Annotated in this window: 26 protein-coding genes; 23 read left to right on the top strand and 3 right to left on the bottom strand. The window is 44.9% G+C overall.

Annotated features, from left to right (window positions below; genetic code table 11):
• The first annotated feature begins 49 nt into the window (after positions 1-49).
• The 3 genes from G5B60_RS06385 to G5B60_RS06375 are packed head-to-tail and all read left to right on the top strand — an operon-like array spanning position 50 to position 2,472.
• A complete protein-coding gene (locus tag G5B60_RS06385) occupies positions 50-547 on the top strand; it encodes a GAF domain-containing protein (protein ID WP_164683266.1) in 498 nt (165 codons plus the stop codon).
• Positions 547-2,217 carry a DNA polymerase III subunit gamma/tau gene (gene dnaX, locus G5B60_RS06380; RefSeq protein WP_164683265.1) on the top strand — a complete coding sequence of 557 codons (1,671 nt, stop codon included), beginning with the start codon at positions 547-549 and terminating at the stop codon, positions 2,215-2,217. The genes G5B60_RS06385 and dnaX overlap by 1 nt, the downstream gene beginning before the upstream one ends.
• Before the next feature lie 60 nt (positions 2,218-2,277).
• The gene (locus tag G5B60_RS06375) at positions 2,278-2,472 is read left to right on the top strand and encodes a DUF3272 family protein (RefSeq protein WP_164683264.1); all 195 of its coding nucleotides are present in this window, start codon (positions 2,278-2,280) and stop codon (positions 2,470-2,472) included.
• On the opposite strand, the gene G5B60_RS06370 is transcribed toward G5B60_RS06375, so the two are convergent.
• Positions 2,444-3,232, bottom strand: coding sequence for a biotin--[acetyl-CoA-carboxylase] ligase (locus G5B60_RS06370; protein WP_164683263.1), 789 nt, complete (start codon positions 3,230-3,232; stop codon positions 2,444-2,446). The genes G5B60_RS06375 and G5B60_RS06370 overlap by 29 nt on opposite strands.
• A gap of 192 nt (positions 3,233-3,424) precedes the next feature.
• Between G5B60_RS06370 and metK the strand changes: the two genes are divergently transcribed.
• From metK to G5B60_RS06310, 12 genes are all read left to right on the top strand, one after another.
• Complete coding sequence (gene metK / locus G5B60_RS06365) at positions 3,425-4,615, top strand: methionine adenosyltransferase (RefSeq protein WP_164683262.1); 1,191 nt, start codon at positions 3,425-3,427, stop codon at positions 4,613-4,615.
• Positions 4,616-4,767: 152 nt separating this feature from the next.
• Positions 4,768-5,988 (top strand): L-lactate MFS transporter, encoded by a 1,221-nt coding sequence (locus tag G5B60_RS06360; RefSeq protein ID WP_164683261.1) that lies wholly within the window; start codon positions 4,768-4,770, stop codon positions 5,986-5,988.
• Positions 5,989-6,141: 153 nt separating this feature from the next.
• Complete coding sequence (locus tag G5B60_RS06355) at positions 6,142-7,404, top strand: UDP-N-acetylglucosamine 1-carboxyvinyltransferase (RefSeq protein ID WP_164683260.1); 1,263 nt, start codon at positions 6,142-6,144, stop codon at positions 7,402-7,404.
• A 114-nt stretch (positions 7,405-7,518) separates the two neighbouring features.
• Positions 7,519-8,148, top strand: a complete 630-nt coding sequence (locus G5B60_RS06350) for a GTP pyrophosphokinase (RefSeq protein WP_164683259.1) — start codon at positions 7,519-7,521, stop codon at positions 8,146-8,148.
• Positions 8,148-8,828, top strand: a complete 681-nt coding sequence (locus G5B60_RS06345; RefSeq protein ID WP_164683258.1) for a response regulator transcription factor — start codon at positions 8,148-8,150, stop codon at positions 8,826-8,828. Before G5B60_RS06350 ends, G5B60_RS06345 begins: the two co-directional genes overlap by 1 nt.
• 25 nt (positions 8,829-8,853) lie before the next feature.
• Positions 8,854-10,083 carry a sensor histidine kinase gene (locus tag G5B60_RS06340; protein WP_164684217.1) on the top strand — a complete coding sequence of 410 codons (1,230 nt, stop codon included), beginning with the start codon at positions 8,854-8,856 and terminating at the stop codon, positions 10,081-10,083.
• Positions 10,084-10,097: 14 nt separating this feature from the next.
• Positions 10,098-10,988 carry a lactate/malate family dehydrogenase gene (locus G5B60_RS06335; RefSeq protein WP_164683257.1) on the top strand — a complete coding sequence of 297 codons (891 nt, stop codon included), beginning with the start codon at positions 10,098-10,100 and terminating at the stop codon, positions 10,986-10,988.
• Between the two features lie 202 nt (positions 10,989-11,190).
• A complete protein-coding gene (mvk, locus tag G5B60_RS06330) occupies positions 11,191-12,069 on the top strand; it encodes a mevalonate kinase (protein ID WP_164683256.1) in 879 nt (292 codons plus the stop codon).
• Positions 12,051-12,989, top strand: coding sequence for a diphosphomevalonate decarboxylase (gene mvaD, locus G5B60_RS06325; RefSeq protein ID WP_164683255.1), 939 nt, complete (start codon positions 12,051-12,053; stop codon positions 12,987-12,989). Before mvk ends, mvaD begins: the two co-directional genes overlap by 19 nt.
• Positions 12,986-13,978, top strand: coding sequence for a phosphomevalonate kinase (locus G5B60_RS06320; protein WP_164683254.1), 993 nt, complete (start codon positions 12,986-12,988; stop codon positions 13,976-13,978). Before mvaD ends, G5B60_RS06320 begins: the two co-directional genes overlap by 4 nt.
• A 4-nt stretch (positions 13,979-13,982) precedes the next feature.
• Complete coding sequence (gene fni, locus G5B60_RS06315; protein ID WP_164683253.1) at positions 13,983-15,020, top strand: type 2 isopentenyl-diphosphate Delta-isomerase; 1,038 nt, start codon at positions 13,983-13,985, stop codon at positions 15,018-15,020.
• Positions 15,017-15,235 (top strand): DUF4649 family protein, encoded by a 219-nt coding sequence (locus tag G5B60_RS06310; protein WP_164683252.1) that lies wholly within the window; start codon positions 15,017-15,019, stop codon positions 15,233-15,235. Before fni ends, G5B60_RS06310 begins: the two co-directional genes overlap by 4 nt.
• Before the next feature lie 388 nt (positions 15,236-15,623).
• Here the strand turns inward: G5B60_RS06310 and trhA are convergent, their stop codons facing one another.
• Positions 15,624-16,280: a PAQR family membrane homeostasis protein TrhA gene (trhA, locus tag G5B60_RS06305; protein WP_164683251.1), complete on the bottom strand. Its 657-nt coding sequence runs from the start codon at positions 16,278-16,280 to the stop codon at positions 15,624-15,626.
• Positions 16,249-16,713 (bottom strand): DUF1836 domain-containing protein, encoded by a 465-nt coding sequence (locus tag G5B60_RS06300; protein WP_164683250.1) that lies wholly within the window; start codon positions 16,711-16,713, stop codon positions 16,249-16,251. Before G5B60_RS06300 ends, trhA begins: the two co-directional genes overlap by 32 nt.
• 248 nt (positions 16,714-16,961) lie before the next feature.
• Between G5B60_RS06300 and murB the strand changes: the two genes are divergently transcribed.
• From murB to G5B60_RS06260, 8 genes are all read left to right on the top strand, one after another.
• Positions 16,962-17,867, top strand: coding sequence for a UDP-N-acetylmuramate dehydrogenase (gene murB, locus G5B60_RS06295; RefSeq protein ID WP_164683249.1), 906 nt, complete (start codon positions 16,962-16,964; stop codon positions 17,865-17,867).
• Between the two features lie 24 nt (positions 17,868-17,891).
• Positions 17,892-19,046, top strand: coding sequence for an ABC transporter ATP-binding protein (locus G5B60_RS06290; RefSeq protein WP_164683248.1), 1,155 nt, complete (start codon positions 17,892-17,894; stop codon positions 19,044-19,046).
• Positions 19,030-19,824 (top strand): ABC transporter permease, encoded by a 795-nt coding sequence (locus G5B60_RS06285; RefSeq protein WP_115269214.1) that lies wholly within the window; start codon positions 19,030-19,032, stop codon positions 19,822-19,824. The genes G5B60_RS06290 and G5B60_RS06285 overlap by 17 nt, the downstream gene beginning before the upstream one ends.
• Complete coding sequence (locus tag G5B60_RS06280; protein WP_164683247.1) at positions 19,821-20,597, top strand: ABC transporter permease; 777 nt, start codon at positions 19,821-19,823, stop codon at positions 20,595-20,597. The genes G5B60_RS06285 and G5B60_RS06280 overlap by 4 nt, the downstream gene beginning before the upstream one ends.
• Entirely contained in the window at positions 20,590-21,663 is a 1,074-nt protein-coding gene (locus G5B60_RS06275) for an ABC transporter substrate-binding protein (RefSeq protein ID WP_164683246.1), read from the top strand. Before G5B60_RS06280 ends, G5B60_RS06275 begins: the two co-directional genes overlap by 8 nt.
• Positions 21,664-21,821: 158 nt before the next feature.
• On the top strand, positions 21,822-24,047 hold the full coding sequence (gene nt5e / locus G5B60_RS06270) for a cell surface ecto-5'-nucleotidase Nt5e (protein WP_164683245.1): 2,226 nt from the start codon (positions 21,822-21,824) through the stop codon (positions 24,045-24,047).
• A 54-nt stretch (positions 24,048-24,101) separates the two neighbouring features.
• Positions 24,102-24,701, top strand: coding sequence for a sugar O-acetyltransferase (locus G5B60_RS06265; RefSeq protein WP_164683244.1), 600 nt, complete (start codon positions 24,102-24,104; stop codon positions 24,699-24,701).
• A 70-nt stretch (positions 24,702-24,771) separates the two neighbouring features.
• Complete coding sequence (locus tag G5B60_RS06260; RefSeq protein ID WP_164683243.1) at positions 24,772-25,191, top strand: VOC family protein; 420 nt, start codon at positions 24,772-24,774, stop codon at positions 25,189-25,191.
• Positions 25,192-25,225 lie beyond the last annotated feature (34 nt).

The raw sequence follows: 25,225 nt of genomic DNA, 5'->3' as shown, positions 1-25,225 counted from the left end.
TTACTTATATTTTCAGCGCGTGCGTAGCAAATATGCTATAATAAAAAGTATGGAAAAAGCACGAAAAAAAGAAAATTATCAGCTCATGCTAGCGCAGGCAGAAGCGCTATTTACAGGTGAAACAAATGTTATCGCAAACCTCGCAAACGCTTCAGCTCTGCTAAGAGAAACTCTGCCAAACACTGTTTTTGCTGGCTTTTATCTCTATGACGGAAGTGAGCTTGTCTTGGGTCCTTTTCAAGGGCATGTCTCTTGTGTAAGGATTGCACTTGGAAAAGGTGTCTGTGGTGAGGTCGCTCAGTCGCAAAAAGCCATGATTGTTGAGGATGTGACAAGGCACGCCAACTACATCGCCTGCGACTCGGCAGCAAGAAGTGAGATTGTCCTGCCTATGCTAAAGGACGGGCACTTGCTGGGTGTTTTAGATTTGGATTCTCAGAAAGTAGCGGATTATGACGAGCTTGACCTAGACTTTTTGCAGGCGTTTTTAGATGTTCTATTGTCAAAAACGCAGTGGGATTTTTCTATGTTTGAGGTGAGAGCATAATGTATCAGGCTTTATACCGTAAATACCGTAGCCAGACTTTTGATGAGATGGTGGGGCAGTCGGTTATCTCAACCACGCTCAAGCAAGCAGTGGCTTCGGGTAAGATTAGTCATGCTTATCTTTTTTCTGGACCACGTGGGATAGGGAAAACCAGCGCAGCCAAGATTTTTGCCAAAGCCATGAACTGCCCCAACCAAGTGGACGGCGAGCCCTGCAATCACTGTGATATTTGCCGAGATATTACCAGTGGTGCGCTTGAGGATGTCATTGAAATTGACGCTGCGTCTAATAACGGTGTCGATGAAATCCGTGACATCAGAGATAAGTCGACCTATGCGCCGAGCCGTGCGACCTACAAGGTTTACATCATTGATGAGGTGCACATGCTCTCAACAGGGGCTTTCAATGCCCTTCTGAAAACGCTAGAAGAGCCAACGGAGAATGTCGTTTTCATTTTAGCGACGACAGAATTACACAAGATTCCAGCGACCATTCTCTCTCGTGTGCAACGCTTTGAGTTCAAGGCGATTAAACAGCAGGCGATTGAAGAACACTTGGCTTCTATTTTGGAGAAAGAAGCCATTAGCTATGAGAAAGAAGCGCTAACGCTCATTGCCAGACGAGCTGAGGGTGGTATGCGTGACGCCCTGTCTATTCTCGACCAAGCGCTGAGCCTTAGCGCTGACAATCGTGTGACGCTTGCCATTGCTGAGGAGATAACGGGCAGTATCTCCCTGCGAGCTCTGGACGAGTACGTCTATCATATCGCTCAAAAAGATGTTAATGGAGCGCTCGAAAACTTGGAGACCATCTTTGATAGTGGCAAGAGCATGAGCCGTTTGGCGACGGATTTGCTGGTTTACCTGCGGGATTTGCTGGTGGCAAAGGCAGGCGGTAGCTCCTCCAGCCAGACAGAGATGTTCACGGAGAATATGTCCTTAGACAATGACCTGCTCTTTGAGATGATTGACACGGTCACCAAGCAGCTTGGTGTCATCAAGTCTGCCAGTCAGCCAAGGATTTATGCCGAGATGATGACCATTCAGTTGGTCGAGCTAGCAGAAAGTAAGACTACAACTTTACCAGAAAATGTCGCTGAAGAACTGGATAGCCTGCGTAGCGAGATAACAGAGCTCAAGCAAGAAATGGAGCGCTTGCGCACGCAAACGCCAAAAGCTAGCAGTATACCTGCTAGAGCTAAGAGTAGCTTTACCTACAAAGTAGACCGAGCTAAGATTTTGACCATCATGGAAGAAACGGTGGTCGACAGTCAAAAGTCTCGTGAGTACCTAGAGGCGCTTAAGAGCGCTTGGAATGAAATTTTGGACAGCATTTCCGTTCAGGACAGGGCGCTTTTACGTGGTTCAGAGCCAGTGCTAGCCAATAGCGAAAATGCCATTTTGGCTTTTGACGCTGCCTTTAACGCCGAGCAAGCCATGAAACGCTCAGACCTCAACGCTATTTTTGGTAATATCATGAGCAAGGTCGCTGGCTTCTCACCAAATATCCTAGCCGTTGGGCGTTCGGACTTTAACAGCATTCGTGGAGAGTTTGCTAAGCAGCGAAAAGCGCAGCAGCAGGACCAACCTGCTGAGGAAAACACCTTAGACGCCACTATCCCAGAAAACTTTCACTTTCTAGCTGATAAGATTGAGCTGGTGGAGGATTAGAACTAAAAGAGAGACTAGTACAACTAGCCTCTCTTTTTGAGAATGTGTTATAATAGCTTTATGAACATACAACGTTTTTTACTGACAGCTGTTCTGTGTGCAGCTGAGACTTACTTTATGAATGAAGCTTTTTTTGCAGGGTCTTATTTCTTTGCAGGGGTCTGGGCGTTTTTGCTGTATCGTGATTTGCGCCGTGCTTATCTTGTCTCAAAAGCGACGGACGCTATTATTGATCTGACCAAGAATCAAGACTAATCTCACCGCTTGAGAGGTATTTGACCTCACCATTATCTAACTCTACGACAAGCGTCCCTGAATTGAGGATGTCTGTGGCAAGTCCTGAAAAGAGCTTGCCATTTTCACTAAAGCGCACTCTCTGTCCAAGTACCAGTGATTTTTCCTTATAAACCTTGATATGGTCATATTCTGGAATGGTAAAAAAGAGCCGCCAAATCTCTTTGATGAGGGCATTTCGACTGATTGTCGGCATGTCATCAAAAAGACTGCCTGCTTTATCTTGTAACTCCACTGGGAAGTCTGAGATAGCAAAGTTTATCCCGATACCGATGATGACACCGTCTGTTTGCCCTGTTTTCTTATTGGTTGTGGTTTCTGTTAGGATACCAGCGATTTTTTTACCATTGCGGTAAATATCATTGACCCACTTGATGTGTGTGTCTATGCGTGTCAATTTTTTAATGGCTTTGACAATACTAGAAGCTGCCATCATGGTATAGGTAGACAGCTCTTTTTCGGCTTTTACTGGCAGGTAGAGAGACATGTAGATACCTTGATTGTTGCTGGCAAAAAAAGGACGTGAGAAGCGCCCAACAGCTGCTGTCTGGTGGTTGGCTATAAAGAGATGAGGAAGCACGAGGGCTTCTTTTTCTTTGGCTTTTTTGGCATCTAGCTGTGTGGACTGGCTATTTTCCATAAAGGTCACTGAAAAAGCGAGCTCTTTTTGCAACCACTGGGGATCTAATCTGTCTGTGTAGCTTGTATTTCCTTTTATCATAAGACCATTATACAATAGTTTTTGGCGAAATACTGATATAAAGTTTTTATCAAAAATCAGGTGTCAGCTATTTCTATAAAGGCTAAAAAGTGTTATACTTAAACAGTTATTAAGTCCCGATAAGGTGACCACTTACTTTGGTCAGTGCTTTGTAACTTTTTAACACACTATTTATTAAAAGGGGGACCGTTCATGTCAGAACGTAAATTATTCACTTCGGAGTCTGTGTCTGAGGGACATCCAGACAAGATTGCCGACCAGATTTCAGATGCTATTTTAGATGCGATTTTGGAAAAAGACCCAGAAGCGCACGTGGCAGCAGAGACAGCTGTTTATACAGGAAGCGTCCATGTTTTTGGTGAGATTTCCACCACAGCTTATGTGGACATCAACCGTGTGGTGCGTGACACTATTGCAGAGATTGGCTATGACAAAGCAGAGTATGGCTTTTCTGCGGAGTCTGTCGAGGTTCATCCGTCGCTGGTTGAGCAGTCGCCAGACATTGCCCAAGGGGTCAATGAAGCTCTTGAAGTGCGTGGCAATAAAGACCAAGACCCGCTTGATTTGATTGGTGCGGGTGACCAAGGCCTTATGTTTGGCTTTGCAGTAGATGAGACGCCAGAGCTCATGCCGCTACCTATCTCACTGTCTCACAAATTGGTCAAGAAATTAGCGGATTTGAGAAAGTCAGGTGCTCTGTCTTACCTACGTCCAGATGCTAAAAGCCAAGTTACTGTTGAGTATGATGAAAATGACCAGCCTGTGCGCGTGGATACCGTCGTTATCTCGACCCAGCATGATCCAGACGTGACCAATGAGCAAATTCAAAAAGACGTGATTGAGCAGGTCATTAAGGCTGTCATTCCAGACAAATATCTGGATGAGGAGACCAAGTACTTCATCAATCCGACAGGGCGCTTTGTTATCGGCGGACCTCAAGGGGACTCAGGATTGACAGGTCGCAAGATTATCGTTGATACCTATGGCGGCTATGCCCGTCACGGTGGCGGTGCCTTCTCTGGTAAGGATGCGACCAAGGTAGACCGCTCGGCTTCTTATGCGGCACGCTACATTGCTAAAAATATCGTGGCAGCTGGTCTGGCTAAAAAGGCAGAGGTTCAGCTGGCTTATGCCATCGGTGTGGCTCGTCCAGTATCAGTGCGCATTGACACTTTTGGGACAAGTGCGGTTGCTGAAAACAAGCTAGAAGCGGCTGTGCGTGCTATTTTTGACCTGCGTCCAGCGGGTATCATCCAGATGTTGGATTTGAAGCGCCCCATTTACAAGCAAACTGCAGCCTACGGACACATGGGACGTACAGACATTGACCTCCCATGGGAAAAATTGGACAAGGTTGAAGCCCTTAAAGCAGCGGTGCAATAACATGAAAAGTTCCTGCAAAGGAGCTTTTTTATCACGCAAATAAGAAAACGCTTTCCGGTCAAATGAATTGGTTTCTAGGTAAAAAGCTGTTAGACTAAATACGAACGATGAAACAAAAAAATAACAAAACGTTCATATATAAGGAGTTTTTCATGCAGAAAACCAATCGATATATTGTTGCTATTTCGGGAATTATCCTGCACTTGATGTTAGGCTCAACCTATGCTTGGAGTGTCTACCGCAATCCTATCATGGAAGAGACGGGCTGGAGTGCGTCGTCCGTTGCTTTTGCCTTTAGTCTGGCTATTTTCTGTCTCGGCTTGTCGGCTGCTTTTATGGGGCGGCTGGTAGAAAAGTTCGGACCACGGGTAACAGGGACCATTTCCGCTGTCCTCTATGCGCTGGGCAATATCTTGACAGGGGTTGCCATTGATAGACAGGAGTTGTGGTTGCTCTACTTTTCTTACGGCATTTTAGGTGGTTTGGGGCTAGGTGCTGGCTATATCACACCTGTCTCTACCATTATCAAGTGGTTTCCAGATAAGCGTGGTCTAGCGACAGGTCTTGCCATTATGGGCTTTGGCTTTGCTTCGCTGTTGACAAGTCCTATTGCTCAAGTCTTGATTGATGATTTTGGTGTCAGCAAGACCTTCTACATCCTAGGGGTCATCTACTTTGTGGTTATGTTTGTCGTCTCACAGTTTATCAAAAGACCGACCGAAGAAGAGCTTGCCAGTCTCTCTAAAGCAAGCACGAAAAAACACTCTAGCACAGCTGCTGAAAAAGGCATGACTGCTAATCAAGCCCTAAAAACGAAAGAATTTTACCTACTTTGGCTTATGCTTTTTATCAATATTTCCTGTGGTTTGGGTTTGATTTCCGCAGCGTCACCTATGGCGCAGGACATGACTGGCATGTCAGCAGAGGCAGCGGCTCTTATGGTTGGTATCCTAGGGCTCTTTAATGGCTTTGGGCGTCTCCTCTGGGCAGCTTTGTCAGACTACATCGGACGCCCTCTGACCTTTACGCTTCTGTTGGTGGTGAGTCTTATCATCTCTGCGCTGCTGTTGGTCGCTCACGCACCGATTATCTTTATCATTGCCATGTCTCTTGTCATGACTTGCTACGGTGCTGGCTTTTCGCTTTTGCCGGCTTATCTGAGTGATATTTTTGGGACAAGAGAACTAGCAGCCATTCACGGTTTTGCTCTGACGGCTTGGGCAATGGCAGGTTTGGCAGGTCCTATTTTGCTGTCGTCCACCTATGAGCTTTTTAACAATTACACCACGACTTTGCTGGTTTTCATCGTTATCTACCTTATCGCTCTTCTTTTGTCACTCTATCTGACAAGACTTATCAAAAAGAATGCCTAAGACAAAAAGCTGCTTTAGCAGCTTTTTTATTCTCTTGATTGACAGATTGACAAAATTTCATAGTAGGAGAAACTAAGGGCAAGTTATTGCTAAAGAGGTAGGCTTGTGGTAAAATGAAAAGGTTGAATTCATGTATAAGAAAGATTGGACAGTATGCGAAAAATTGTAATTGAAGGTGGCAAGTCTCTAAAGGGTGAAGTGGTGATTTCGGGCGCTAAAAACAGCGTCGTTGCCCTCATTCCAGCCATTATCCTAGCAGATGATGTCGTGACATTAGACGGTGTGCCTGCCATTTCTGATGTGGAAAATCTCATTGGTATTTTGCTAGATATGGGTGTGCATGTGGAGCGCTGTGGGACAAGTCTCACCATTGACCCAAGAGGGCTCAAAGACATGCCTTTGCCCTTTTCAAAGGTGACAAATCTCAGAGCATCTTATTACTTTTACAGTAGCCTTTTAGCTAAGTTTGGGCGTGCGATTGTGGGGCTTCCTGGTGGGTGCGACCTTGGTCCACGTCCTATTGACCTGCATTTAAAAGCCTTTGAAGCTATGGGAGCACAAGTGTTCTATGAGGGTGAGGTCATGCGCATTGCCGTTCCAGAAGGCGAGGAATTGCACGGAGCGCATATTTATATGGACACTGTTTCTGTGGGTGCGACCATCAACACCATGATTGCAGCCAGCAAGGCAAAAGGACGCACCGTTATTGAAAATGCTGCTCGTGAGCCTGAAATTATTGATGTAGCGACCCTACTCAATAACATGGGCGCTCACATTCGTGGGGCGGGGACAGATACCATCACTATCATAGGTGTCGAGGAGTTGCACGGTACACGTCATCAGGTCATTCCAGACCGTATCGAGGCTGGGACTTATATCGCTCTTGCGGCAGCTATTGGCGAGGGAGTTCGTGTGACTAATGTCCTCTACGAACACTTGGAGTCCTTTATCGCTAAGCTTGAGGAGATGGGCGTTCGGATGACGGTCGAAGAGGACGCTATCTTTGTTGAAAAGCAAGACAGTTTGCGTGGTGTTTCGGTGACAACAGCGCCTTATCCAGGTTTTGCGACAGATTTGCAGCAACCGCTAACGCCGCTTTTACTAAAAGCTAGCGGGCGTTCACAGGTGATTGATACCATTTACGAAAAAAGGGTCAATCATGTACCAGAACTTGCTCGTATGGGAGCGGACATCAGTCTTGTTGGCGGTCGTATCGTAGCGCATGGACCAAATAAGCTGACAGGGACACAGGTTGTTGCGTCTGACTTACGAGCTGGTGCTGCCTTGGTTATTGCTGGCTTGATGGCAAAAGGCAAGACAGAGATTACCCATATCGAGTACATCCTGCGTGGCTATGCCAATATCATTGATAAATTGCGTGCGCTGGGTGCGTCCATTACCATCGTTGATGAATAAGAGCAAAAAAGTGGTGAAAGAGACTTTCATCGCTTTTTATTGATGACCTTTTAAGGTGCAATTCCTCTTTAGTGTGCTATAATGGATAGAAAGTAACGATAAGAAAGGCAAGTTATGGATACCAGTATTTATGGGGAATACGAACCCTATTTGCAGGAGATTTTAGAGACTTTTAGCCAGCGTATCATGGCTGAAAATAAAACCCAAAAGGCAAAAACAGGCTACAAACTCTATGAGCATTTCAATGCTCGTATCAAAGCAGAAGACAGCATGCGTGAAAAGTGCAGGCGAAAAGGTCTGCCAGAGACAGAGCAATCAGCGCTCAAAGTTATTCGTGATAGCATTGGTCTTCGGATTATCTGCGGTTTTGTGGATGATATTTATAGACTAGTTGAACTTATCAGAAACTACGAGGACTGCAAGATTGTCACTGAAAAGGACTATATCTTACATGCCAAGCCCAATGGCTATCGCTCTTATCACTTGATTTTAGAGATTGAGACGGATAGACCAGACTGCGAGGGCAATCAGCCAGGGCGCTATTTCATCGAGATTCAACTGCGCACCATTGCACAGGATTCTTGGGCGAGTCTCGAGCACCAGATGAAGTACAAGCACGAGATTAAAAATCCCGAGAGGATCGTGCGTGAGCTTAAGCGCTGCGCTGATGAGATGGCGTCGGTTGATTTGACCATGCAGACTATTAGGCAGCTTATCGTGGAGAGTAGTAAGGAGGAAGAGTAATGCGGGTATTGATTGCAGAAGATGAAGTGCAGATGGCACGAGTGCTAAGCACTGCACTAGCCCATGAGGGCTACAAGGTTGATGTGGCACAGGACGGGCAGATGGCAGTAGATATGGCAAGCCAAAACGCCTATGACGTTATGGTCATGGATGTCATGATGCCAAAGAAAACAGGTATCGAAGCCGTTGAGGAAATCAGACAGTCAGGCAGTCAAGCGCACATTATCATGCTGACGGCAATGTCTGAGATTGATGACCGTGTGACAGGACTAGACGCTGGAGCAGATGACTATCTCACCAAGCCTTTTTCGCTAAAAGAGTTGCTGGCACGCCTGCGCTCAATGGCAAGACGAGTGGATAGCTTCACGCCTAATATCCTTGAGGTTGGCAGCGTCACACTTAACGTCGGTGAGCAAGAGTTAAGCAGTGAAAACACAATTCGTCTAGCTGGTAAAGAAGCTAAAATGCTCGAGTTTTTCATGCTCAATGTCGGCAAAACTCTCTCAACCGAGCGTTTGTTTAACCACGTCTGGTCAAATGACGCTGACGGTGTGGACAGCGGCTATGTCTTTATGTACGTGTCCTATCTGCGTCAGAAGCTGAAATCTGTCGGTGCCAACTTGGACATTATCGGAGATGAGGGGCGTGATTACACCCTAGTTGAGGTTTCGCATGAATAGGACGCTAGCTTTTTTTCGGCTCAATATGTTTCAAAGGCTGCGCTTGCAGTTTATCGCCATCGCAACAGCGGCTGTCTGTGTTATTTTGGGGACGGTTTTTGGCATTACCACGCTAGTCGTTGACAATCAGAGCAACACTCAAATTAACAATATCCTAACCGTTCTCTCAGACAATGGCGGTGAATTTCCAAAGCTCTCTGAAATCAGTCAAGCTCTAGGTGAGCCTGTGACGGAGGACACGCTGAGTCGCTATTCTTATTTTAGTGCGACCTTGTCTCGAAACAACGAGATAAAATCGCTCAACACCGACCATATCAGAGCTTTGAGTGAGGATGAGGTCGAGAGTTACAGCAATGATATTTTTGACATTGGTGATAGCACGGGGCGTCTTCGTATATCGGGTGTGCCCTATGCTTACAAGGTCACCAAGCAAAAAAACAATACTTACCTGCTGGTGGTGCTAGACGTTTCGGTCTTTACCTCCACGTCTTATCGCCTGCTCAATACCGCTGTCTGGCTGAGTATCGTCTGTCTTGGTTTCTTTGTGGTGGTGATTGTCGTCTTCTCTGGGCGTGCCATTCGTCCTTTTGTTGATAATTACAAGAAACAGCGCCGCTTTATCACCAATGCAGGGCATGAACTTAAAACGCCTCTGGCGATTATCTCTGCCAACACTGAACTCGAAGAGCTTATGAACGGAGAGTCTGAGTGGACCAAGTCCACTAAAGACCAGATTGCCCGCCTGACAGGGCTTATCAATAGCTTAGTTACGCAGGCAAGACTAGAAGAGCAGCCAGAGTTGGTACTAAAAGATTTGGATTTTTCAGCCATCACAGAGGATGCGGCTGAGGACTTTAAAGGACCAGTTATTCGTGACGGCAAGTTCTTTGAGATGTCCATCCAGCCCAATATCCATGTCAAAGCAGAGGAAAAATCCCTCTTTGAGCTGGTGACCTTGCTAGTGGACAATGCCAATAAATATTGCGACCCAGAAGGTACAGTCAGTGTGACTCTGACCAAGCCAAAGCGTAGCAGACGAGCTCGCTTGGTAGTCTCAAACACTTATGTGGCTGGGCGTGATGTGGACTACAGTCGCTTTTTTGAGCGCTTCTATCGAGCGGACGAGTCGCACCATAGCGAGACATCGGGCTATGGTATTGGCTTGTCCATCGCAGAGAGCATGGTGCATTTGTTTAAAGGGAGTATCAAGGTCACTTATAAAGACGACACCATTCATTTTATTGTCTTTTTATAGTAAAAGGAGAAGGTATGCATAAGGTAGGTATCATTGGTTTAGGAAATGTCGGAAGCACTCTAGCAAATAATCTGGTACAGTCTGGAGCAGTTGATGAGCTTGTTTTGATTGATAAAAGGGAAGATAAGCTCCTAGCAGACAAGCTGGATTTGGAGGATAGCTTTGCTGCAAGTGGGCATTTTGTCACTATCAGGACAAATGACTATACAGCCCTTTCTAATGCAGAGATTTTAGTCATTTCGGTTGGTGACATCAAGGCTTACTTCGGTGACAATCCTGACCGATGGGTGGAGCTAGAAATCAACCGCAAGAATGTCAAAGACATCGCTGAAAAGCTAAAAATAACTGCCTTTTCTGGCATTATCATCGTCATCTCAAATCCATGTGACGCTATCACGACATTGCTCCAAAAAGAGCTGGATTATCCAAAGGATAAAATCTTTGGGACAGGAACTTTGCTGGACACCAGCCGTCTGAAGAGACAGCTCTGGCAGGAAACGGGTATCAATCCTAGCTCTCTATCAGGTTATGTGCTAGGTGAGCATGGGGATTCGCAGTTTATCGCTTGGTCGACAGTTGATACGGCTTTGTTGTCTAACATTGAGCCTATCAGCTTTGAAGAGAGCGTACGCAAAGGCGGTCAGGCAGTCTTTAATGGCAAACGCTACACCAACTTTGCCATCGCTAAGTGTTGCCAACAGCTGATTGAGACCATTTTTCAAGATAGCCGTAGTGTCTATCCTGTCTCGACTTATCATGAGCAGTTTGGTGTCTATCTCAGTTATCCAGCTATCGTTGGTAGAGACGGCATTGTCTCCATTTATCCATTGTCCTTGAGCGAGGAGGAGGAGAAAAAGCTGTCCTTATCAGCCCAAGCTATTCTATCCAAAGCACATCCAAAGTAAAAAAGTAGTCTGGGACTGCTTTTTTTCTCATTTTATGATATAATTAGCTTTCGGACTTATGCTGATGAAACCATTAAAAAAACGGCTTGTGTCACTAGCATTTAGGTGAATAAGGAATAAGAGCGCTATCAGGTCAACAGTCGCTTTTTTAGTGGTTTTATATTACAATAGAAATGACTGAAATGTAAAAAAGAGTAGTAATATGACAAAAAAAATCGGACTCGGAAAAGCGCATAGTAAGATTATTTTAATGGGGGAGCACTCGGTGGTGTATGGTTATCCAGCCATTGCTTTACCTCTGAAGAACATTGAAGTGGTTTGTCAGGTGACAAAGGGAAGTCATCCCTTAGAGCTTGATGTGACAGATCCGCTTGCCATGGCTATTTTTGCAGCGCTTGAGCATTTGGATAAGCAAGAGGAGTGCTTGGATGTTCACATCCAATCGCAAGTGCCTAAAAAGCGTGGCATGGGCTCCTCAGCAGCGGTTGCTATCGCTGCTATTCGTGGTGTTTTTGACTATTTTGAGGAGAACTTATCACTTGAGACACTGGAGTATCTGGTCAATCAAGCAGAGATGATTGCGCACACCAACCCTAGCGGTCTTGACGCCAAGACCTGTCTCAGTGAGGTGGCGATTAAGTTTATCCGAAATATCGGCTTTTCAGAAATCGCTCTCAATCTGGACGCACACCTCTTGATAGCTGATACAGGTATCTATGGGCACACCAGTGAAGCCGTTGAAAAGGTCAAAAGCCTAGGTGCGCCAGCGCTACCTTTGCTAAAAGAGCTAGGCAATTTAGCAGAAACCGCAGAAAAAAGTATCGCCGCAGGTCAGCTAGAAGTGCTTGGTAGCAGTATGTTTGCAGCGCACAAAGCCCTAAGACAGCTGGGTGTCAGCAGCAAAGAGTGTGACCACCTTGTCGCTATTGCCCAAAAAGAGGGTGCCATAGGCGCCAAAATGACAGGCGGTGGTCTAGGCGGATGTATTATCGCACTTGTCAAAAGCCAAGAAGAAGCAGAAAAACTCAGTGGTCAACTAAAGAAAGAAGGAGCAGTCAATACATGGACGGAAAAACTGTAAGTGCCAAGTCTTACGCCAATATTGCCATTATCAAATATTGGGGCAAAGAGGATAGCCAAAAGATGATTCCCTCAACCAGCAGTATCTCTTTGACGCTAGAAAATATGTTTACCCAAACGACACTCACATGTTTACCAGATGATGCTAAAAGCGACTTGTTCTATATTGATGGTGTGCTCCAAGACGAGGCAGAACATGCTAAGATGGCGGCGGTTTTAGACCGCTTTAGAGATGGAAAAAGGCAGTTTGTCCGCATTGATACGACAAATAACATGCCAACAGCAGCAGGGCTTTCATCGAGTTCTAGCGGTTTGTCTGCTCTCATTTTAGCAGCTAATAAACTCTTTGAAACTAATCTCAGCCAAGAAGAGCTCGCTCAAGAAGCAAAATTTGCCTCTGGCTCCTCGTCACGCTCCTTCTTTGGTCCTATCGCTGCTTGGGACAAGAAGAGCGGAGCGGTCTATCCGGTTGAGACTCAGTTAAAACTAGCTATGATTGTGCTAGTGCTTAATGACCAGAAAAAGCCTATCTCAAGCCGTGAGGGCATGAAGCGTTGTCATGATACCTCTACTAGCTTTCAACAGTGGATTGAGCAGTCTGACAAAGATTACCCACAAATGCTAGATTATTTAAAATCTGGAGACTTTGAGAAGGTAGGAGTGCTGACAGAGCAAAATGCCCTTGCCATGCACGAGACGACACGAACCTCAAATCCTGCTTTTTCTTACCTAACCGACCAGTCCTACCAGGCAATGGAGTATGTGCGTGCACTTCGTAAGCAAGGTGAGCGCTGCTATTTCACCATGGACGCTGGACCAAACATCAAGGTACTCTGCTTAGAAGAGGACTTAGAGCGTCTCTCTAAGCGCTTTGAGGAGGACTACACGATTATCGCATCTAGGACAAAGGAGATCAGATGATAGAGGTCAAAACAGGTGGAAAGCTCTATGTCGCTGGTGAGTACGCTATTTTAGCGCCCAAACAAACAGCGCTGCTGGCTTTCATCCCCATCTATATGCGTGCTAGTATCCAGCCAAACAGCACCTATCAGCTCTCCTCTGACATGTTTGACTACAGCTGTGATATGGCAAGCCCTGACGCTAATTACGCTCTCATCCAAGAGACTGTTGCGGTGATGGAGGAGTATGCGCTCGCTTGTGGTCAGAAGCTTCAGTCCTTTTCTCTTGCTATCACAGGTAAGCTGGAGCGTGATGGGCTAAAGCTAGGTATCGGCTCGAGCGGTAGCGTTGTGCTTTTGACGCTAAAGGCAATGGCTGCGCTCTATCAGCTCGATGTATCAGCTGACCTGCTGTTTAAGCTGGCAGCTTATGTGCTCTTAAAGCGTGGTGATAATGGTTCGATGGGTGATATTGCTTGTATCTCTTATGAGTCTTTGATTGCCTACACAGCCTTTGACAGAGAAGCGGTGCGCCGTCAGATAGACTCGCACAGTTTACAAGAGGTGTTAGCGTCTGATTGGGGCTACAGTATTCGTCCAGTGCATTCTGTTTTAGATATTGATTTTCTGGTGGGCTGGACAAGACAACCCTCTATCTCAAAAGACATGATAAGGCGTGTCAAAGGTTCAATTGATGAAGCCTTTCTGACTGAGACAAATCAGCAGGTTTTACGCTTGATAATCGCTCTTGAGACAGGTGATAAACCCGCTATCAAGGACAGTTTAGAGATGATTAGCACACTTCTTGACCAGCTCAGCCCTGCCATTTACAATGATAGCCTACGACGCTTAAAAACAGCTAGCTCTGGCTTAGACTGTGTCGCTAAGTCATCGGGTTCTGGTGGCGGTGATTGCGGGATTGCCCTCTCTTTTGATGAGAAGTCCAGCCAAACTCTAATTGAGCGCTGGAGAAAAGAGGGCATTACACTTCTCTTACAGGAAAGGTTATAGTTTTATGAGAAATCGCAAGGATGACCACATCAAGCACGCTCTTACCTATCAGTCACCCTACAATAGCTTTGATGAGATGGAGTTGATTCAAGCGTCTCTGCCCAAGTACGCTCTTTGTGACATTGACCTTAGTACTAGCTTTTTAGGGATGGACTTTGACTTTCCTTTTTACATCAATGCGATGACAGGAGGGAGTCAAAAAGCAGCAGCGGTCAATCAAAAGCTAGCGCAAGTAGCAGAGGCGACAGGTCTTGTCATGGTGACAGGCTCCTACAGTGCTGCCCTCAAAAATCCTCATGACCAATCCTATCCACGACACGAGGACTATCCAAAGCTTAAACTCGCAACCAATATCGGCTTAGACAAGCCCCTCTCAGCAGCGCTTAAGACCACCAAGAGCATGCAGCCGCTCTTTTTACAAGTCCATGTCAATGTCATGCAAGAGCTTCTAATGCCAGAGGGCGAGCGGGATTTTAGTCAGTGGCAGAGCCATCTACAGGACTATGTGCAAAATCTCTCAACCCCTCTCATGCTAAAAGAGGTCGGCTTTGGTATGGATCTTGCCAGTATCAAGAGAACTTATGAGCTGGGCATTCGTTGCGTCGATATTTCTGGTCGAGGCGGTACCAGCTTTGCCTACATCGAAAATCAACGTGGCAAAAAGCTTGATTATCTAAACGATTGGGGACAGACAACTGTACAAGCCCTAATAAATGCAAGTCCTATGATGGACAAGATGGACATCTTAGCATCAGGTGGCGTTCGCCATCCCCTTGATATGATTAAGTGCTTGGTGCTTGGTGCTAAGGCAGTCGGGCTATCACGGACGGTTTTAGAGCTTGTTGAGCGCTATCAAGTAGACCAAGTGATTGCCATTATCAACGGCTGGAAAGAAGAGTTGCGCCTTATCATGTGTGCTCTGAATTGCAAGAACATTGCGGATTTACGCCAAGTAGATTATCTCCTCTACGGACGACTAGCGCAGGCAAATCCACAGCACAAAAGAGAAGGCGTGACAAGCAGAAAGGAGGATAGCTTATGATTACACTACGCTATCGTGATTCTTACCAAATGGAGCGAGAGCAGGTTTATGACAATCCTGATGAGTTCTTACTCGCACTATCAGGCTGTGTCACTCTGCCTGACAGCACTCCTGTCTTAAGTGTCACTTATAAAGGCAAAGACCTCGGTTACAAAGGTAACTTTGGGGATTTGTACAAAACTTTTAGTCAGTTTGACTGGTCAGCAGTTAACTAATGAAAATAGCAGGCAAAAGCCTGCTGTTTTTTCTATGGTAAAAACATTTTCCTCTCATTACTAGACATTTTAAAAAAATGCAACAAGTATATTGACAATTGTATCAAAATGAGAGATAATAGATAATGAAAAAGGGAAAGGTTGTACGAGTGCAATCAAACACCTCTTTAGCTAGACTTGTTTTTGGGAGAACGGTCTAGCTAAGGTATAGTTTTCTATACCAAGTGTTGACTAGTGATGGGACTTGTCTCTTCACAACTGAATAGACTTCCTCGTTTTTAAAGTCTATTATCATGTTACGGGAGTATAACCTCTCTAAAGTCGTTAAAGTTCCATCCTTAACGGCTTTTTTTTGTGCCAAAAAATAAAGCTTGGAAAATATCCAAGCTTATAGCATGTAGTAGACAATGCCGATATATTGTAGAGCTGAAGCAAGCAGGATAAAGAGGTGCCAAATCATATGGTCATAAGGACGCTTTCTAGCATAAAAGATAGCACCGATGGTGTAGCACAAGCCACCTGCTAACATCAAAAGCCAAAAGGCTAAGCCTGTCTTTGTCACAATAGCAGGGACAATAAAGACTGCTAGCCAGCCCATCATCAGATAGAGAAAGAGACTGAATTTTTCATTGATGTTTTTAGCAAAAATCTTATACAAAATCCCAAAGATAGTCGTTCCCCACTGCAGGATGATAATGGCGTAACCTAGCCAGCCACCGACAAGGGATAGCGCTACTGGTGTGTAACTGCCTGCGATAGCGATATAAATCATCGAGTGGTCAATAATACGCAAGACGTACTTTTGAGGTGAATTATAGGACATGGAGTGGTAGATGGTTGATGATAAAAACATGAGAAACAAGCTAATCACAAAGATAGACATCCCAACAGAGGCTGCTAGACCGTACTGCTGGTAGCTATAAGAGGCTGTGATAGGCAGTAGGATAAGCATCAAGAGGCTGCCGACAGCGTGGGTGACACTGTTTGCGACCTCTTCTCCAAAGGTTAGTTGTTTACTCAGTTTCATGGTTTGTGTTGGGCTCATACTCTTCTCCTTCTAGGTTTTGAACCAGTTTCTGTGTGTGGTCATAGAGTTTTAGCGTTTGACAAGCTGAGATGACAACCTCAGGCAGTCCGTTTGTTTCTTGCTCATTCATGCAAGCTACAAAGCCATCGTAGCTTTCTTTGGACTGGTCATTAGCGGTTAGTATGGTTAAGGTTTGGCTAATTTCTTGGATAGAAAAGACGTTTTTTAAAGCGGTAATCGCAATCAGACGCGCCAAATGTTTGCGGTTGTATTTTTTTTTGATTGGTTTTGTGAGTTGTTCGTGTTTGACATAGTTGTTAACCATTGAAGCGGTTAGCCCCTTGTCACTTGGAATATTATGTTGCGTGACTTGATTGACATAGAGCAATACCTGATCGAGATAGAGATCAATAGCTGGCAACTCGTCCCAGCTCGGGTAATGATAAGTCATAATATAAAAACACCTCTCATCTAGTATTGATAACTAGATTATATAATTATCAAAAGTAAAAGTCAAGTCAAAATGGCAGAATTGTCGCATAAAAGTTCAAAATGTAACAATAGAATAATAAGGCAGACTTTGGAAAGGTATAGCATGAATTGCTTTTTTTTGCTATAATGTGTGTAGGTATTTCTACCTGTATGAGAATAAAAAATGAAGGAAAGCTGAGACAACTGTCCCAGCTACTTTAGTGTCAAATGCTTAATAAACTACATGAAGAGTTAAAGGGAATTGATATTCGTATTGATGAACCTTTGAAAAAGTATACTTATACCAAGGTTGGTGGACCAGCAGATTTTTTGGCTTTTCCAAGAAACCGCTACGAGCTTTCACGCATTGTTCGCTTTGCCAATCAAGAAAATATTCCGTGGATGGTGCTAGGAAATGCTAGTAACCTTATCGTGCGTGATGGAGGCATTCGTGGTTTTGTCATTATGTTTGACAAGCTAAATACCATCACTGTTGACGGCTACATCATCGAGGCTGAAGCAGGTGCCAATCTGATTGAGACGACACGTGTCGCTCGTTTTCATAGCTTGACTGGTTTTGAGTTTGCCTGCGGTATTCCAGGCAGTATCGGCGGAGCCGTTTATATGAATGCTGGCGCTTATGGTGGCGAGATTGCGCATATCTTAGTCTCTGCCCAAGTGCTTAATAAAGCAGGTGAGGTGCGCACCATAGACGCTCGTGAGATGAAGTTTGGCTACCGCCACTCTATCCTGCAGGATGAGGGCGATATTGTCATCTCTGCTAAGTTTGCGCTAAAACCAGGAGACTACACGCTGATTAGTCAGGAGATGGACCGTCTGACGCATCTTCGTCAGCTTAAACAGCCACTTGAGTATCCGTCCTGCGGTTCTGTCTTTAAACGTCCTGTTGGGCATTTTGCGGGGCAACTCATCAGCGAAGCAGGTCTACAAGGCGTGCGTGTTGGTGGCGTTGAAGTGAGTAAGAAACACGCTGGTTTCATGGTCAATGTCGCAGAGGGTACTGCAAAAGACTATGAAGACCTGATTGCACAAGTGATTGCAAGAGTAGAGGAAAAATCTGGTGTCATACTAGAGCCAGAAGTTAGAATTATCGGAGAAAGTGAGAGCGATTAGCGCTCTGTGGAGGTTTTATGTCAAGTGACTAATCCTATTATTTCATTTAAACATGTGTCAAAGGTTTTTGAAGATAGCGGGACAGTTGTCCTAAAGGACATCAACTTTGAGTTGGAAGAAGGGAAGTTCTACACTCTTCTTGGGGCATCTGGAAGTGGGAAATCAACGATTTTAAACATTATCGCAGGTCTCCTAGACGCCACTTCTGGAGATGTATATCTAGACGGCAAGCGTATCAATGATATTCCCATCAATAAACGGGACGTGCACACCGTCTTTCAGAACTATGCTCTCTTTCCGCACATGACAGTTTTTGAAAACGTCGCTTTTCCACTAAAGTTGCGTAAAGTGGACAAGAAAGAAATCAAAGAGCGTGTCACAGAAGCGCTCAAGATGGTGCGTCTTGATGGTTTTGAAAAGCGTGCCATTCAAAAATTGTCCGGTGGGCAGAGGCAGCGTGTCGCTATCGCTCGTGCCATCATCAATCAACCAAAGGTTGTCCTACTTGATGAGCCCCTGTCTGCGCTTGATTTGAAGCTAAGAACGGAAATGCAGTATGAACTGCGTGAGTTGCAGCAGCGCCTTGGCATTACCTTTGTCTTTGTCACGCATGACCAAGAAGAAGCACTTGCTATGAGTGACTGGATTTTTGTCATGAATGACGGTGAGATTGTCCAGTCTGGGACACCTGTTGACATCTACGATGAGCCGATTAACCATTTTGTGGCGACCTTTATCGGAGAGTCCAATATTATCGCAGGGAAGATGATTAAGGACTATCTAGTGGAGTTCAATGGACAGCAGTTTGAGGCAGTTGACGGTGGTATGCGCCCTAATGAGCCTGTTGAAGTGGTTATTCGCCCAGAGGACTTGCAAATCACATTGCCAGATGAGGGCAAACTCAGAGTCACTGTTGACACCCAGCTCTTTCGAGGGGTGCACTATGAGATTATCGCTTATGATGAGCTTGGCAATGAATGGATGATTCACTCGACTAGAAAAGCCATCGAGGGTGAGGTTATCGGACTTGACTTCACCCCTGAGGATATCCATATCATGCGTCTCAATGAAACTGAGGAAGAGTTTGACGCTCGTATCGAAGAATACGTTGACCTTGAGGAGCCAGAAGAAGGGCTTATCCATGCCATTGAGGAGGAGCGTCATGAAGAAAACCTCTAGTCTTTTTTCGCTTCCTTACCTCCTGTGGCTCTTTCTCTTTGTCTTAGCGCCTGTGGCTCTCATCATCTGGACGTCTTTTTTTGACATTCAAGGGCGCTTTACGCTAGATAATTACAAGACCTTTTTTAGCTCTTGGACTTATCTGCTCATGAGTGTCAATTCGGTCCTTTATGCGGGGATTATTAGCCTAGTGACGCTTGTCATCAGCTACCCAGCAGCCTATGCGCTGACCAAGTTTAAGCACAAACAGTTGCTGCTCATGCTGGTTATTTTGCCCACTTGGATTAACTTGCTTCTAAAAGCTTATGCTTTTATGGGAATTTTTAGCCAGCAGGGTGGTATCAATCAATTCTTAAATTTCATCGGTATCGGCTCAAAGCAGCTGCTCTTTACTGACTTTGCCTTTATCTTTGTAGCGAGCTACATTGAGTTGCCTTTTATGTTACTGCCTATTTTTAATGCGCTGGATGATATTGACCAAAATCTCATCAATGCCAGCTACGACCTTGGCGCTAATAGCTGGCAGACTTTTAGAAAAGTCATCTTTCCTTTGTCGCTCAATGGTGTCAGAAGTGGTGTGCAGTCTGTTTTTATCCCCAGCCTCAGCCTTTTCATGCTGACACGTCTCATCGGAGGCAATCGTGTCATTACGCTTGGGACAGCTATTGAACAGCACTTTTTGACCACGCAAAATCGTGGAATGGGCTCAACCATCGGCGTGATTTTAATTCTCGCCATGGTTGTCGTGATGTGGTTGACAAAGGAGCGAAAACGATGAAAAAACTAGCACATTTTTATTTGGCATTTGTCTTTATTATCCTCTATATTCCTATTTTTTACTTGATTGTCTATTCGTTTAACAGCGGAGGTGACATGAATGGCTTTACAGGGATTACCTTTGAGCATTATAAGGACATGTTTTCAGACAGTCGCTTGATGTTGATTTTGCTGCAGACCTTTTTCTTGTCCTTTCTAAGTGCTCTGTTAGCGGCTGCTATTGGGACTTTTGGCGCTATTTGGATTTATCAAGTCAAGCAAAAACGCCAGCAGACTGTGCTGTCGCTGAATAACATCCTCATGGTGGCACCTGATGTTATGATTGGGGCGAGCTTTCTCTTGCTCTTTACAGCGCTTGGTTTTCAGCTGAGCTTTGTCTCAGTTTTACTGAGTCACATCGCCTTTTCCATACCGATTGTGGTCTTGATGGTGCTTCCTAGACTCAAGGAGATGAATGACGCCATGATTCATGCGGCTTATGACCTTGGGGCGACCACTTGGCAGATGTTGCGTGAGGTCATGTTGCCTTATCTGACGCCGGCTATCATCTCTGGATTTTTCATGGCATTTACCTACTCGCTAGACGACTTTGCAGTGACTTTCTTTGTCCAAGGAAATGGCTTTTCAACGCTGTCTGTTGAGATTTACTCCCGAGCAAGACGTGGGATTTCGCTAGAAATCAATGCCCTCTCAACCATTGTTTTTCTCTTTAGTATCTTGCTAGTTATTGGCTACTACTATATCGTCAGAGAAAGAGAGGACAAGCATGCGTAGATTATATTCCTTTATTTTAGGTATTGTAGCGGTTATTGTTCTACTCTTTGTGGGCATGACCATCATGGAAAAGACGACGAGCACGAGCGCCCAGTCGGATAAGCTAGTCATCTATAACTGGGGAGACTATATCGACCCTGCCTTGATTACCAAGTTCACCAAAGAGACAGGTATCGAGGTGCAGTATGAGACCTTTGACTCTAACGAAGCCATGTACACTAAGATTAAGCAAGGTGGGACGACCTATGATTTGGCGGTTCCTAGTGATTACATGATTGACAAGATGATTAAGGAAAATCTGCTCATCAAGCTGGATAAAAAGCGTATCAAGGGTTTGGAAAATATCGGCAGTGAGTTTCTTGGCAAGAGCTTTGATACCAATAACGACTATTCCATTCCTTACTTTTGGGGAACAGTTGGTATTGTTTACAATACTAAGCTAGTCAAGACCGCACCCAAGCATTGGGATGACTTGTGGGATAGTAGCTATCGCAACAGCATTCTCCTAGTTGACGGAGCTCGTGAAGTCATGGGTGTTGGGCTCAACTCCCTAGGTTACAGTGTCAATACCAAAAATATGACTGAACTCAAGCAAGCTCTAGCGAAATTACAAAAACTCACACCAAACATCAAGGCGATTGTTGGTGATGAGATGAAGGGTTATATGATACAGGGAGATGCTGCTATTGGTGTGACTTTTTCTGGTGAGGCTAGTGAAATGCTGGAGTCCAATCCTGATCTGCGCTACATCGTCCCAAGCGAAGGCTCAAACCTCTGGTTTGACAATCTAGTTATCCCTAAAACAGTCAAGCACAAAGACCAAGCCTATGCCTTTATCAACTTTATGCTAAAACCTGAAAATGCTGCGCAAAATGCAGAGTATATCGGCTATGCGACACCTAACCAAGCCGCTAAAAAACTTCTGCCAAAAGCGCTTCGAGAAGATAAGGCATTCTATCCTGACCAGTCCACTATCAACCATCTAGAAGTCTACGACAATCTAGGACTCAAGTGGCTGGGCATTTACAATGACCTCTATCTGCAGTTTAAAATGTATCGCAAATAGGAAGGAGCAAGAAGAACATCTTGCTTCTTTTCATATCAAACTAAAAAAATCCTTAAAATATTGTCTAAAGATTTCCAAAAATGTAAAAAATAGTGTACAATAGAGGTAATAGCGGTAGCTGTAAGCTACCAAGTACGATATTATTTGGGAGGTTTTCAATGAAAAAGAAAAGTTTGCTATTGTCAACTGTTCTTATTTCAACAACTTTATTGGCAGGGCAGGTCGCTGCTGATGAGACAGAGGTCAGTCTAGTACAGGAGAGTAATGTTAGCCAGCAAACAAGCGTTGTATCAAACGAACAGGCAACACCATCACCTGTAGAGACAAACACACCATCAGCTGAAGTCGCAGAAGTTACAGCCGAGTCTACAAACCAAGCACAAGAAGAAACGCCAGCAGCTACAACAGAGGACACAAGCACAGCTGATAATCAGTCAGAAGAGCTAGCGTCAACAAGTGAGACAAATTCAGATGACACCATCACTGTCCTTCATACCAATGACATGCATGGGCGTATTGTTGAGGAAAGCTCTGTCATCGGGACACCCAAGTTAGCAGAAGCAGTCAAGGAAAGCAGAAGTCAGGGAACGACTTTGGTACTTGACTCAGGTGACGCTTTCCAAGGCTTGCCGATTTCAAATAGCACCAAGGGTGAGGACATGGCGACACTCATGAATGAGATTGGCTATGACGCCATGGCGATTGGCAATCACGAGTTTGACTTTGGCTTGGATCAGCTCAAAAAACTAAAAGAGCTTTTGCAGTTTCCGCTTTTGAGCGCCAATACTTATGTCAACGGTGCACGTTTGTTTGAAGCCTCAACGATTATTGATAAAAATAAAGAAGTTGTGGGCGATGAAGTGGTGGTTATCGGAGTGACGACACCTGAGACTGCTACCAAAACGCACCCTAGAAATGTTGTCGGTGTGACCTTTAGCGACCCAATTGCAGAGGTGACATCTGTCATCGCTGAAATTGAAGCAAGGGCTAAGGCAGAGGGTAAGAGCTACAATAAATACATCATCCTTGCTCACCTAGGTGTGGACACAACGACACCAGCTGAGTGGCAAGGCTCTACATTGGCTGAAGCTTTATCGCAAAATGCTCTACTTTCTGGAAAAAATGTGCTGGTTTTAGATGGGCATTCGCATACAGCAAAGGTTGATACCTATGGCAATGTCACCTACAACCAAACAGGTAGCTACCTCAATCACATTGGGAAGATTGTGCTGAATTCTGAAAAAGTGCTTGAAAACAGCCTCATCACAACAGAAGCCGGCAAGGCTCTAAAGGAAGACGAGACTGTAGCAGCACTTGTCAAGACCATCCAAGAAAAGTATGCGGCTGAAAATGCCGTTGTTGTCCTAGACAAGAGCCCAGTGGAGCTCAATGGGCAACGTGAAAACGTTCGTGTTCGTGAGACCAATCTTGGAAATATCGTTGCTGACGCTCTCTACGACTACGGTCAAACAGGCTTCTCACACCCAACTGACCTCGCTGTGACAAACGGTGGTGGCTTGCGTGAGACCATCCAAAAAGATAAGCCAATCACAAAAGGCGACATCATCGCTGTTCTTCCTTTTGGCAATATCATCTCACAGATTGAAGTGACCGGTCAGCAAACCAAAGACATGTTCATCAAGTCTCTAGGCTCTATCAATCAAGTCGACAGCAACGGCAATGTCGTCCTAGATGAAAATGGACAGCCTTTACTTGAGCCAAGTGGCGGTTTCTTGCAAATTTCTGGTGCACGAGTTTATTATGACACAACTTTACCAGCTGACCAGCGTGTTCTAGCTATACAAATCCTAGACCATGAAAGCCAGACTTATAAAGACTTGGTGCTTGATAAGGTTTATTATCTAGCGACAAATGACTTCCTAGCTGCTGGCGGTGACGGCTACACCATGCTTGGTGGTAGTCGTGAGGAAGGTCCTTCCATGGATGGTGTTTTTGCAGACTTCTTGGCAAAAGCAGACCTCACCAAGTACGCTGTTATCAATCCAAACTCACGCACTATCTCTATAAAAGCAAGTGAGCTTGCAACATACCTAACACCAGAAGAGACAAAACCGACAAAAAACAATACGCAACGAACAACACAAAACACAACGACCACTACAACACTAGAGCTCAGTCCTAGTGGTCAAACGAAGACCATAACAGTCAGCTATCAGACAGCAGCCTTTAGGCCCAAAGCGCAAGTAGCACATGGGCAAAACAAGGTAAAAGACAATCTCTATTTTGGACAAGCCTTAGCATTTGCTGATGGGGACTTATTGACGCTGCCGTTGACAGCAAGCAATCGCTCTATTGCAGCAGTTTTGGTTGGATTTGTCCTCTTGTTAGTTGGTCTTATCGGTGTTCGTAGAAAACGTCATTAACATCAAAGCCCCAGTTTTGGGGCTTTTTGCCTAATCACACAAGGAGAGAAAACGATGACCTTAGAAGAACAAAGACAAGATATCCTATCAGGAGCGGTCTATGATGACCTAACACCTGAACTCATCAAGGCAAGACAAGCAGCTGTTTTATTGACAAATGCCTACAATCAAGCCTTTGGTCAAGATGAAAAGATTAGACAAGACTTACTCAAAAAGCTTCTGAAGTCCGTTGGAGACAATTGTTATTTTGAGCCCAACTTTCGCTGTGAGTTTGGCTACAACATCGCTATCGGTAAAAATTTCTATGCTAACTTTGACTGTGTGCTGCTAGATGGTGGTGGGATTGAGATTGGTGATGATGTGCTGTTTGGTCCACGTGTCGGTATTTACACATCAAATCATGCTACTGACGCTAGTGAGCGAGCAGCAGGCGCTTGCTACGCAAAGAGAGTCACGATTGGCAATAAAGTCTGGGTCGGTGCAGGTGTGCATATTAATCAAGGCGTCACTATCGGAGACAATACCATCATAGGCTCTGGTAGCGTTGTCACCAAGGACATCCCAGCCAACGTCATTGCTGCTGGCGTGCCTTGCCGTGTTATTCGAGAGATTACTGAAGCGGACAAAACAGGCTTTACATCAGCTAGGCTCTAGGAGCATATAGCTCGTCTTATTTTCTGATTTTCAGTATAATGGAAACATAAGGAAAATAAAAGGAGCTAGTATGATTAAACGTATTGACACCTATATCGTGACAGACGGCAACGGTCAAGAAGCAGTTGAGTTTTACAAAAATGTATTTGACGCAGAGCTTGTGAGTCTCAAACTCTGGGGTGAGATGGTGCCAGACTGCCCCGAAGACAGAAAGCACTTGGTGCTAAATGCTCAGTTAGCTTTTGATGGCTTACTTTTGCAAATCTCTGACGAAAGTCCAGACTATGCCTATCAAGCAGGTAAAAATGTTGTGCCAACCTTGATTGTTGACTCAGTTGAAACGGCTAAAAAGCTTTATGCTGCCTTGTCTGTGGATGCCAAGGAAATTTTTATGGAGTTGCAGGAAACCTTTTGGACGCCTGCTTATGCCAACTTGGTAGATAAGTTTGGTGTCATGTGGCAAATTTCGGCTGAAGTCGCAGAAAGCTAGAATAGTACATAAAAAAACGCTGAAACTTTTGTGT

It is taken from the genome of Streptococcus hyointestinalis (genome assembly GCF_011039275.1).
Taxonomy (GTDB): Bacteria; Bacillota; Bacilli; order Lactobacillales; family Streptococcaceae; genus Streptococcus; species Streptococcus hyointestinalis_A.
This window is presented reverse-complemented; position numbering and strand designations above follow the sequence as displayed.